The sequence below is a fragment of the Bacillus cereus group sp. BfR-BA-01355 genome (genome assembly GCF_022663675.1).
In the GTDB taxonomy this organism is placed as follows: domain Bacteria; phylum Bacillota; class Bacilli; order Bacillales; family Bacillaceae_G; genus Bacillus_A; species Bacillus_A thuringiensis_S.
On the sequence record NZ_JAKUFY010000001.1, the window covers coordinates 117285 to 130192 of the forward strand.

Here is a 12908-nt window from a genome sequence, read left to right on the forward strand (position 1 = left end):
TTATCTTTATCCCCCTAATATTCATTTCTTCTACTCGTTAATTTTCAAGCCAACTTCAAGCCCATGGAGAAACACTTGATGATTATCCAAACATAAAAATTGCTGAATCTCTTCAAATTTCATATGACCAACTGAACAAACCCCTAAATTTAATGTCTCAGCAACCATATTTAAGGTAGCAGTGATAATGCCTGACTCAATACAAGCAAATAAATATCCATCTGAACCGTATTTCGGGATGGAAGCGTTCGCATTATAAACCAAATAAACTGAGAAGGCAGATTGAGTAAATAAATCCTGATTAATTAACTCATGATCACTTTTGATTACTTGATCAATGTTGTTTACAATCACAAGACTATTTTTTGATGGGTTATAATAATAAAATCCAGCTTTCATATCCTCTATACGTTTTGGTTTTACATAAACAAAGATATCAATGGGATAGAGCCCCCCTGCACTTGCGTAATGATAGTATATTTTTTCTTCCCTAACCTGTTTTAGAGTTGATAAGAATCGGGAAAATTCCGAAATACTAATATGTTTTACCATATCAAATTGACGACAAGACCTACGTTCCTTGATTATAGTAGGTAGCTCATTTGTTGTTTCAAGTTGAATTTCGGTCGACCGTGCAGCAACGTGCGTGCGATTTAATTGTTCACTCATATACTTATCTAACTTTTCTTTAGAAAAGCGAATCTGGTTGCTATATGGATTTGAAAAAATCTTTTCTTGTGAAGAAAATACTTCTCTTGGGTGTAATATATTACTTACTAACACACGATTTTTTATCATGAGCTCTATGTTTTTTTGTGTCTCTTCTACATTTCCTAACGAAAAGCGCTCTACTAGTTCACTAATTTTCACACCTTTTTGAGCCATAAAATAAAAATCTGGAAACCACTCAGACAGAATACCTGTAAATCTCATTTCCCCTATCAAAACTTCATTATGCAACTTCTCCCAATGCTTAATCGGAGACCAGTAATAAATTTTCTCGCTCATATAACCCTCCATAAACGTTTAACTTATTTTTGAAATGCAATTTTCTAATTTACAAAAATTTTTTCGGATTCTGCTCCTTGTCTCATAGTGATTATAAATACATGCACTTTAACGAAACTTGAAAATAATGAAATAACTTTTTCTTCATTAAAATTTTTTATTTCATCATAAAAAATGATTTCTTTTTGGATATTTCACATCCTTTCCCATAGTAATCCTATAAGGTATAAACCATTTATAACATTGAGAATATTCATGTATTTCCAATGTGAAATTATTGTAATGGATTGGAGAGCGGTTGAATATAGTTATTAAATCAAATAATGTTGAGAAAGTTTTATTTATTATATCGATAAAATTTTATGATGTAATTTATTACAAATAGATTAAGAAAAGAGTTTTAAATTTTTCTTAATCAGTTAGTGTGAAAATATCACATACTATTACATACAATCGAGTTACTTACATTTCATATTCAAAATAGAGAAAAGACACCTTGAATGGTGTCTTTTCTCTATTTTAATTCCATATACTTTTTACGCCTTTGTTATTTTTAAACGATTTGTAGGAATTAATACAACTCGAACATCTAGTTCGTTATATGTTCGAATATATAATAAACATTATCTGAATTACGAATGTATTTCAGGTAATTTTATAAATAAACTCAAAGATATCTTCTTCTCCTACTGCCACAAAAGAAATAATCTATTGCTTATTTCTTTTATTAAATTGTAATATAATTACAGTATGTGAAATTATATTACATTAACTTTAAAAACGAAGTGAGAATAATCTTCACTTCGCTTTTTTTATTTGCAATCCTTGTTAAATTTGCTCAATGCAGTATTTATTTCCACATTCTTCGCTTTTATTTAATCGGTTTCTCTGTTTTTAAGACAAATGAACTTAATGCAGGAACTTTAATTTTATTGTCATGGACAACATAAAGTGGTTTACTTCCCGCCTGCTTGCTGTCTACTAGTACTTTCCAAGGCCCTTTCGATGGAAGTGTTATTTCAACAGCTTCTCTATTTGCATTGTGAGCCACTGTAAAGTATTCATTTTTATTCCCCTCTATTGTATAAGCTACAGTATTTTTCGGAGCATCAATAAATGATACGTGTGTTTTTATTTGCTCTGCAGATGTCATTCGAAAAGCTGAGTACTTTTTGCGTAATTCTATTAAACCCTTCATATAATCTACTTCATTATTAAACGTTGCACGGCGCAGCCAATCCATCTGGTTAATTGAATCTGGAGATTTGTAACTATTATGATCACCGTATTTCGTCCGCATAAACTCTTGCCCTGCATGTAAAAATGGAACTCCTTGTGATGTTAATAAAATTGAAGAAGACAATTTGTGCATTTGTTTTCGCACTTCTTCACTGTCACCTGAATTAGTTAACTCAAGTTTATCCCATAATGTATGATTGTCATGTGCTTCCACATAAGTTAATACCTGTTCCGGATCTTGATAGGTAGACGAATTTGTATCGTAGTCAATACCTGCCGTAATACCTTTTTTAATACGATCTTCCATGTTTTCCTTTCCATTTATAAAACCATTTTCCTTTTCCTCAAATACACTACCTTTCAACCCATCACGTATATTATCGTTAAAATGAGCAATCCCTTTCATTTTCTCTGCATTTTTTTGATTTGCTTTCAGCTCAGCTGCAAGAGGTGTATTTAAATCCCATCCTTCTCCGTGTAGTATAATAGAAGGGTCAATTTGATTAACAGCTTTACGTATTTCATTCATCGTTTCATAATCATGAATACCCATTAAATCAAAGCGGAATCCATCTAAATTGTATTCTTTTGCCCAATATGTGACGGAATCTATCATAAATTTCCTCATCATTTTTCTTTCTGAAGCAGTATCATTTCCTACTCCAGTTCCATTTGCAAATGTTCCATCTTCATTGTAACGATAATAATAACCTGGAACTAACTTATGGAAATTAGATTCAGCAGCGTTATACATATGGTTATATACTACATCCATCACTACTCGAAGATTATTATCATGTAGTGTTTGAACCATTTGCTTCAATTCAGTTATTCGCACAGTCGGCTCATAAGGATTTGTAGAATAGGAGCCTTCTGGAACGTTGAAATTTTTAGGATCATATCCCCAGTTATATTGCGGTTCATTTAAAGTCTCTTCATTTACAGAAGCATAATCAAATATCGGTAAAAACTGAACGTGAGTAACACCTAGATCCTTTATATGATCAAGTCCTGTTTTTACACCTTCTGGCCCTTTTGTTCCTTTTTCTGTTACACCTAAATACTTCCCTTTCTGTTTAATACCACTTTCAGGTTGGATGGAAAGATCGCGTACATGTAACTCATAAATACTAGCATCTTCCGGAGTTTTAAATTTTGGCTTTTTGTTTGCTTTCCATTTTTTCGGATTTGTTTCTTCTAAATTAACGACTGCACCTTTATCCCCATTTACAGAAGCAGCACGCACATATGGATCAACCGCTTCAGTCCACTTATCACCAATTTTGACCTTATACGTATAAAAGAGCCCTTTTTGGTTCCCCTTTAGTTCTGCTGTCCAAGTTCCCTTTTCACCTTGTTGCATGTTTATTTCAGCACCTATTTTATCGTTCCAGTTTTTATATGTAACTAACTTCGCTTCGCTTGCAGTAGGAGCCCATAAACGGAACTTTGTATGTTGCGGAGTATATGTATTTCCTAAATCGTTGCCACCATAATAAAATAAATTATCAAATTCTTCGCTACGAATGACTTTACCAATTTCAGTATTCGTATCAGCTAAGTTTTCAATTTTAACTTTGTATGTTTGTTTTAAATCAATTTTCTGTTCCGTAATTATTTTAACCTTATTAGTAATATCTCCACTGTTTGTATCATAAGGAGTAATATTTTTAATTTTAATGCCTTCAATTTCAATTTTCTTTTCCTTAATATGAAACGGGACATTAGTCGTTACAGTAATTTCATTGAAACTATCAATAGTTGCTTTTTGAATTGAGAGATCCGATGAAGGCTTAGAGTTATATACTTTTTCATCACCCGAAAGAATCCATACTTCAGCACGACCGTCCTTTATATTTTCAATCCAACGATCCCCACCATCTTTTTCCCATTCATTTGTTCGAACTATAAATCCTACACGATTATAGTCACCGTCTATTTTTATCTTAGCGTATTTTCCAAATTCATCTTCACCAGTAAATTCATAAGATGTACCATTTGCATTTTCTCCCCATAACCAAAGATTCCAGTCTTTTGTATTTCCAAGCTTTTCTTTGTAATGAATGATAATTTCAGTTGTTTTCGAATTTGAAACTGCCTTCACACTCTGAAAAGAGAAAACAGATGATAACATAATGATTAAAGTAAGTAATAAAACTGTTTTATTAATTAATCTTTTTGTAATTTGCACCACATACACCCTTTCTTCAAATATTACTAACGATTTATTATGCCTTCACTGAATAAAACTGCTTAAATTTATCTAGAAATCTCTTTAACTTCACCTCCATATTGGCTATTTTCACGTATGTATTTCAATGACCTTTTAATACGAAAGCGTTTGCATTAATACTTAAAAAAATAGATTTGTTTATGCCTTCATATATTTGTAAATACTAAAAGATCAGGGAAATCATTTTAAAGCAATCGTTTGTTATCGCTTTCATTTTATAGACTTTCTATCAAGAGGTCAATATATTATTAATTTTCTGTTTTTATACACTTTAAACCTTATTGATTTGTCACTACTTCTTAAAGAGAAAGCGCCTCATTATTGCTTAGTCAGTTTATTTTCAATAATACATTGCTATGAAAAAAACAGCTAATATCCTTAAAATGACATTAACTGTTTTTCATAATGTATTAATATATGAATGAGAACTATATTTCTAAATTACTTAATTTTTGCTGCATCAAATGCTTTTTGAACTGCTTGAACTTCAGCTGTATTCGCACCATATTTATTAGTTGCCACTCGAATACATGCTGATTTCAATTCTTTGAAATTAGAAGTCATGTTTAACTCATCTGTATTTGCATAATAGAAAATATCAAACATTTTATCTTCACCAATTCCTTTAACAGTTACTCCGTTATGAGTTCCGCCTTTCGCAATGAGATACGCAACTTTATTAATAATACTTGAATTAAAATGAACACCGCCTTGATCCCATCCATTAAAATCGTTAAATTCACTGTAATCATCTGGATAAGGTACTCCGAGTGAAGATGGAACAGAAGCTGGGTTTTCCATATCACGGAAAACAGATCCCGTTTGTTCTCCCATTGTCCAATTAAAGTTTCCATTATTTACGTATTTCTCAATAGATGTTCCCATAATATCAGATAGCGCCTCATTAATCGCACCGGATTCACCGTAATATTCAAGATTAGATTCACTAGAAGTAACAGCATGTGTAAATTCATGTCCAGCTACGTCATATGCTTTAACAATAGGATCCCCATATACAAGCATACTTCCATTATTAGCACTTAATGCATTCTGCCAATTTTTCGGATCATTCGTCTCTTCAGAATCCCAAGCATGTACAACTGAAACTACCTTTTGTCCCTTATTATCAAAGCTATTACGTTTGTATTTATCTTTATAAAAATCAAATACTTTTGTTGCTAAGTAATGAGCACTTACTGCTTTTGGATCGTTAAATGTTGCCGAAGTACTAGTCGCTAATGTACCAGGATAATAGCTTTCTTCTTTAGTAATATCTCTGTAATTCACATCATATGTTTCAATTCCTTGCCCTCTTGTATAATCAGCAAGAGCATATTTGCCATTACTTTGTTTAGAGATACCAAATGAACGAGAAATACCTAAATCATCTTTTCCTGTTCCAGTTAATGATGTAAGACTGCTTTGTTTACTTTTCTTTAAAGCTCCAACTAGTTTGTCACTAGCTTTTAAGTTAGATTCTTGTACCATATTTTTTAACATATCACCATTTTGTGCATTTACTAAATAAGTACCAGAAACATAGTTTGGTGTTGCAGCTTCAAAGGTAACTTGGTATGCATTTTTAGCTTGTCCATTATTTTCATCAACAAAAATAACCTCTTTAACTTCTGGCTCAGTAATAAACTTGATATCGTTCCCGTACTTCGTATAAATAAATTGTTTTGCTTCATCTTTTGACAGATTAATAGGTTTTTTCAATTCTTCTTGTTTTAGATTTTGCGCGCTATCACCTGAAACACTTTTAATAACACCATTATTATCTACGTGTGCAGTTAATTGATGACCATATACTTCTTTTCCTTCGTATGTTTGCTGCATACGTACAAGTGTAGTTCCATCATACGAACCACGTTTTTGAAGGACTTTATAATCTACTCCTGCTTCTCCATTGACTTGTTTTTGGGAGAGAGCTTGCTCTGTTTTCTCCTTAAGTGCATCCTTTACTACATTTTCTGGTGTCTTTTGTGACGGTTGTGTCAGTTCACCCGAACGGAACGATTCTTCCTGAATTTGAACTTGTAGTTGATCTGTTTCCTCTGCATGACCTACCCCATATGGTGCCACAGCTGTTAAAGCTAATCCAGTTGTTAATGCTACCTTAGTTAATGTCTTTTTGTTTTTCATTATTTCACCTCGTATAATTTTTGAAATAGAAAGCTTGTACAAAGTATACTGTCTATTTCTGTCGAAAAAAAGAGAAAATACACAATTTATGTAACATTATGCAAAATTACATAAATTGTGGTCAATATTATAAATAATGAACGGAACACATATGTACATTAATTTGAATAAAAGAGAGTCCTTATAGGCGCTCATCCAATTGGTTAGTTATTAATTATCTATATTCATTGTAATAAAAGTATACTTACCTCTAAATAACAATTACTATAAGAAACCTTATAATTTATATTTTTTTAGTAATCCTACTAAGTTTTTTGTAAAATTCACCTTTCGTTTTTATATGCTTAAACTGATTTGGATTAATATTTGCTTTTTGTGAGAGTGCTACAATCTCTTCTTTTGTAATTGAATCTTTCGTATTTATAGCTGCTATATTTGTGTATTTTCCGTCTTCTGTTTTTGGAATTTCTAAAATCCCTTTATTCACAAGATCAACTACAGCCTTATGCTCTGAAGAATGTAAATCTACACCAGTAATTTTCCAATTACGCATAACTTTTGGCGTGTATACACCGTTCTTTACCTCTTTTAAATATGTAATAGCAAGGTTACGAATGGTTCCACCTGTTTCTCCAAATGCATTCTCTTGTTTAGATGACCAAATTTGTTCAAACTTACGCCCCTCTAAAGCTCCTCCTTTTGCCTGAAGAGCCTCCATTCTGTATGCATTCATTCCCAGCGTCATAACATCGCTCATTTTGATTGGTTTGTTTGTACGAATAGAGCGTAAATTTGTAATTCTACTTCCGTATGGTTTTGTTAAGTCAATTTCGTATTTTACGCCTCCAAAGAAATCGTTCGTACTGTATTTAGATGCACGGCGGGTTTTATCAAAGCTAACGGTTACATCTCCGGCACGAGATGAGTTAAAATATCCTGCTGCCCATTCCATATAGTCTTTTAAATCTTTTCCAGAAATCTTATATACTGTAATCTCTCCCAAGGCATATTGGTAATTATACGCAATATCTTTTTTCTTAATAGGACCTGTATCCAAACGGGCATAATCATTATCAATTTGATGGGCTACTACATCTGCTTTACTGTAGTAGAGCATGACTTCATGAAAGAAATCTGATAAAGGTGTTTCTTGAATCTGAACACTTGGAATACCCTTTATTTCATTTTCAGGAACAAGATTTCTACCCTTTAATTGAGCGACTACAACATTTGCATCTCCTCTCGCATATTCGTGAAAAGGTGTTAGTGTTTCTTCAAGTGTAGGATCAGATAATATCGTTGTTCCATCAGCATTTTTTACAGGTATAGCGGTAGCAGTTTTATCTTTTAAAACCAACTTCCCATCTTGCTTTGTAAAAGTAAGGTCAATACGTGAAATATGTGTTCCATATTTATCTGGCTCTGTAATAATTACGCCATTTACAACTTCTTTTTTTACAAGTTTATGCATGTGAGCCGCAAAAATAGCGCTTAGTTCCGGACAAGCATTTGCAATATCTTGAACACCAGTACCAGGGATACCATTCTCATTTTCTAATCCCATATGCATAACTCCTACCATTACATCTACTTTACCTTCTAATTCCTTAATTGCCTTTTTCGTCTCTTCTACCGGATTTTTCACCACTAAACCATTTAAGTGATCTGTCCCTTTTTCAAAATCACTAATCATTGGTGTATTCATACCAATAATCCCAACTTTAATTCCACCTTTTTCTACAATTGTATATGCAGGAAGAAAGCGCTCTCCATTTTCCTTATAAATATTTCCTGCTAACGTTTTTCCCTTATATTGCTCACTAACTTTTTTCAATGTATCTAATCCAAAGTTGAATTCATGATTTCCAAATGCCCAGGCGTCATATCCCATTGTATTCATCGCTACCATCATTGGCGATTGTGGCTTATCGTTGAATAATTCTACTGAGTTTCCTTGAATTGTATCCCCGGCATCTACTAATATGGTATTTTGATTTTCTTGACGGACCTTCTTTATAACCGTATAAAGCTGCGTCAAACTTCCACTCATATTTGCTCCATCAAGCGCATAATCCCAAGGCATAAATCTGCCATGAATATCTGCAGTACCTAACAATGTAATATTAACTTCAGATTCCTCAGCCTTAGAGATAGGTGGTTTGACTATTACTGCTGTTCCGAGCAGTAATAGAATTACAAAGTAACATACATAGTTCTTCCATTTCATTTTTTGCATAATAATAATATTTCTCCCCTTTTTGTACTTTCGTAAAGTTGTTTGAACTTTAAAAATGTAACTTATTATTCGGGAAACTTCAACTACAAAAGATAATTTTGAAGGTGGTTCTGTTGCAAAAATAAAGAGAATAAATTGCATACATCCCCTAACAGAATTGTATTTTATCGTTTCCTGACAGAATACCCCTTCCTTAAGGGTGTGAAGTGTACTTTCAAAATAAGGATATATCATTCATTATCATTTCAATTTATTAAAACGTGCATATACAATATGTTATGATGATTAATTTTTTGAATTTCGTTGCTGATTTATTTCCTTCTAAATAAAAACACTTTCAAAAAAAATAACCCCGCTCTTCATTTAAGACGGGGTTACACTTATACAGAAAATCGGATAGTTTTATATTTTCTTAAGCTTATTGGTTACTTTCAACTAATTTCATTCTATTTTTGTTTTCTTCTGAATCAATATGAATCAATCGTTTCCCCTGTTTATAATACGCATCAATAAACAGGGAATGATTTTTACTTTTCAATTTCACAAAGCAATTTTATCTCTTTGATTTGTTCTATATGACGCTGTTCATGCAAATAGATTAATTCTATCCACTGATCAAGAAATAATTCTCCAAGAGCTGGATGCATCACTGATTTTTTTACTAATTTAGATTCATCTTCTATTGTACTCAGAAAACGCATCAATTCTTTTCTAGAGTCGTTTAACAAATCAACCATTTGCAGCACTTCAAATGGTTCTATACTTGGTTCAATCATTTCTGGTGCTATAAACTTTTTCGTTCTATCTAATAAAATAGTGTGAATTTCTTTACGCTCATTTTGGGTACTATCTAACTTTTTTAATCCTGACGAAATAACTGTTATAATTCTCTCATCTAATAAAACTAAATGATGACAAACTTGTGCAATACTCCATTTATCCTTATCTGGTTTCCTATTAAATTGAGCATCACTCAACAAATTAATTTCCTCAACTAATTGATTTCTCGTTTCATAAAACTTGTTATTTACAAATGTATCCATGTGGATTCTCCTTTCATTGCAACCTACATACTTAAATTCCTACGCTAGAAATATTATCTTCGAAAAAAGATTTTCTTTCACTACTATTCCAATTTCATTTTAAAGCCACAAATAAATCAACTTTTAACTTTCCTTCTAAATCTTCAGGAACATTATTTAAGCAAAACTCTAAATTATCTCTATCATAATCTGCATCATACTCACTATTTGGTAGCCACTCTGCATACATGTATTGATACGCTTCACTTAATTTATGAGGTTCACCATAGAACTGGTATAGACCATATGTACCTCCATCTAATCTTTTAAATTGCACATCATGATACTTTTCTTTATCGAAGTTTTCAGGAATCGTAACACATGCATCATGCCGGCACTTATGACTTGCAACAAGTTCAGGATTATCTAATGATATTCCGATAAATGATTGCTCTGGTGGATAAAGGTTATTTTCAATTGACCAGTTCAGTAACTTTCCCCAGTGATTTTGCGGTTCAAAGTAGCTACCAGTTCGTCTTATATACGCTACTTCTAATGGTGGTAATTTTTTTATAACAACTTTCATTTACATCTTCTCCCCTATAAATACGTACACTGTTTATTTAGCTTTCTTTAATATTTATTCCTTCTTAAATAAAAAGAATTTTCTAATCACATAAAGTGAACCTTTAATCAGCGGGGGATAAATTTTAATTGTAATATAATTGATTACTACTACTAAAGTAGTATGTACTTTCATACTTTTATTTGATTTTAAATTCTTTTTAAATCGATATATTAATTGTAAGGAAATAAAAAGGTGGAGGATTTTAATTGATTAAAGGAATATACGAAGCACATTTACCAGTGAGTAATTTACAACAATCTATCGAATTTTATGAAAAACTAGGATTGAAGTTAGCCTGGAGCGATGAGTCAACAGCATTCTTTTGGATTGAGGATGGGAAAAGTTGGCTAGGATTATGGGCGGGCTCTGAATACGAAACAAAATATCATCCTTCTTTACGTCATATTGCATTTAGAGTTTCATATGAGGATTTAAAAGAATCATTACATTGGTTACACTCACTTCAAATTAAAACTGTTCCGTTTGGGAGTAATGAATCTATTGAACCCTTTGTCCGTCCACATCAAGGTAATGCATCTGTTTATTTTATTGATTCAGATGGTAATAGCTTAGAACTTATTTGTCATATTGTTGTACCTAATGCACTAAAACATATAACTAATAAATTATCATTTAAAGATTGGGAGACACTATTAGCTGACACATTTGAATGAATATAAGCTATAAATCATAGTGGCTCGCCTTTATTTTTATAACATGTATAACAATCGTGAATAATAATGTCCTATCAATTTATCATTAAATAAATGTAAAAAATGACCCTATTTATTCATTTTTCATGCGTATGTATGTACATTTGTGAATTTATTCGATATATTATGGGTATTGAATGATTACGAAAAGTGTATAGGTCGCTTATATAACACCTTATATTTTTATATCCGTGAAAACTACAAAGTGTATGAAAATCCATTTGTCAAATGAATTTAGTGCGGAAGGAGGTTTGTGGTTACTTCATAGGGTATAATAATCAGTTTTTTACTGATAAAAATATAGGAGGCGACATAATGTTTCGTACGATTTCAAATTTCATGAGAGTAGCTGAGATAAGAAGGAAAATCCTTTTTACACTAGCGATGTTAATCGTTTTTCGAATTGGCACGTTTATTCCAGTTCCTCATACTAACGCAGAGGTATTAAAAGTACAAGATCAAGCTAACGTTCTAGGTATGTTAAACGTATTTGGTGGAGGAGCACTGCAACACTTCTCAATCTTTGCTGTAGGTATTACACCATATATTACAGCTTCTATCATAGTACAATTACTTCAAATGGATGTTATACCTAAATTTTCGGAATGGGCAAAGCAAGGAGAAATGGGCCGTAAGAAATCAGCTCAATTCACTCGATACTTTACAATCATTCTCGCATTCATACAGGCCATCGGAATGTCTTATGGCTTTAATAATATAGCTGGTGGACAATTAATAACAGATCAAAGCTGGACTACATACTTATTTATTGCGACAGTTTTAACTGCAGGTACTGCATTTTTACTTTGGTTAGGCGAACAAATTACCGCTAACGGAGTTGGTAATGGTATTTCGATGATTATCTTCGCAGGTCTCGTTGCCGCGATTCCAAATGTTGCAAATCAAATTTATTTACAACAATTCCAAAATGCTGGCGATCAGCTATTCATGCACATAATAAAAATTGTTTTAATTGGACTCGTAATTTTAGCGATAGTTGTTGGCGTTATTTACATTCAACAAGCTGTACGTAAAATACCGATACAATATGCAAAAGCTGTTTCAGGAAACAATCAATATCAAGGAGCAAAAAACACTCATTTACCTCTTAAAGTAAATAGTGCTGGTGTTATACCAGTTATCTTTGCTTCTGCATTTTTAATGACGCCGCGTACAATTGCGCAGCTCTTCCCTGATTCAAGCATATCAAAATGGTTAGTTGCAAATCTTGATTTCGCACATCCAATTGGAATGACACTTTATGTCGGTCTTATCGTTGCTTTCACATACTTCTACGCATTTATTCAAGTAAATCCTGAACAAATGGCTGAGAATTTGAAAAAGCAAAATGGATATGTTCCTGGTATTCGTCCTGGTAAAGCAACTGAACAATATGTAACTAAAATTTTATACCGTTTAACATTTATCGGTGCAATTTTCTTAGGTGCAATTTCTATATTACCGCTCGTATTCACGAAAATTGCTACGTTACCACCTTCTGCCCAAATTGGTGGTACAAGCTTACTTATCATTGTCGGTGTAGCACTAGAAACTATGAAGACGTTAGAAAGCCAGCTTGTAAAACGTCATTATAAAGGTTTTATTAAAAAAGTGAATTAATTATAAAAAACACAGTTGGAAAAATAACCAACTGTGTTTTTTATTGTATCAGTCCTGTAATATA

8 protein-coding genes are annotated in these 12908 nt (G+C 32.4%); 2 read left to right on the forward strand and 6 right to left on the reverse strand.

The annotated features are described in order from the left end of the window. Positions 1-30: 30 nt before the first annotated feature. The 6 genes from MR167_RS00610 to MR167_RS00635 all read right to left on the reverse strand — a co-directional run bounded on the left by MR167_RS00610 (position 31) and on the right by MR167_RS00635 (position 10469). A complete protein-coding gene (locus MR167_RS00610; protein WP_242313690.1) occupies positions 31-1008 on the reverse strand; it encodes a SagB/ThcOx family dehydrogenase in 978 nt (325 codons plus the stop codon). 871 nt (positions 1009-1879) lie between these two features. Next, positions 1880-4438, reverse strand: a complete 2559-nt coding sequence (pulA, locus tag MR167_RS00615; protein WP_242313691.1) for a type I pullulanase — start codon at positions 4436-4438, stop codon at positions 1880-1882. Between the two features lie 483 nt (positions 4439-4921). Continuing rightward, entirely contained in the window at positions 4922-6625 is a 1704-nt protein-coding gene (locus MR167_RS00620; protein ID WP_000791462.1) for a M4 family metallopeptidase, read from the reverse strand. Between the two features lie 283 nt (positions 6626-6908). Beyond that, positions 6909-8861, reverse strand: coding sequence for a bifunctional metallophosphatase/5'-nucleotidase (locus MR167_RS00625; RefSeq protein WP_242313692.1), 1953 nt, complete (start codon positions 8859-8861; stop codon positions 6909-6911). Positions 8862-9388: 527 nt separating this feature from the next. Beyond that, entirely contained in the window at positions 9389-9904 is a 516-nt protein-coding gene (locus MR167_RS00630) for a DinB family protein (RefSeq protein WP_000379381.1), read from the reverse strand. A gap of 94 nt (positions 9905-9998) precedes the next feature. Continuing rightward, entirely contained in the window at positions 9999-10469 is a 471-nt protein-coding gene (locus MR167_RS00635; RefSeq protein WP_000869618.1) for an AraC family transcriptional regulator, read from the reverse strand. A gap of 248 nt (positions 10470-10717) precedes the next feature. Here MR167_RS00635 and MR167_RS00640 point away from each other — a divergent pair, with 248 nt between their 5' ends. Next, complete coding sequence (locus tag MR167_RS00640; RefSeq protein WP_242313693.1) at positions 10718-11185, forward strand: VOC family protein; 468 nt, start codon at positions 10718-10720, stop codon at positions 11183-11185. Between the two features lie 354 nt (positions 11186-11539). Then, positions 11540-12844, forward strand: coding sequence for a preprotein translocase subunit SecY (gene secY / locus MR167_RS00645; RefSeq protein ID WP_000490132.1), 1305 nt, complete (start codon positions 11540-11542; stop codon positions 12842-12844). The last annotated feature ends 64 nt before the right edge of the window (positions 12845-12908 follow it).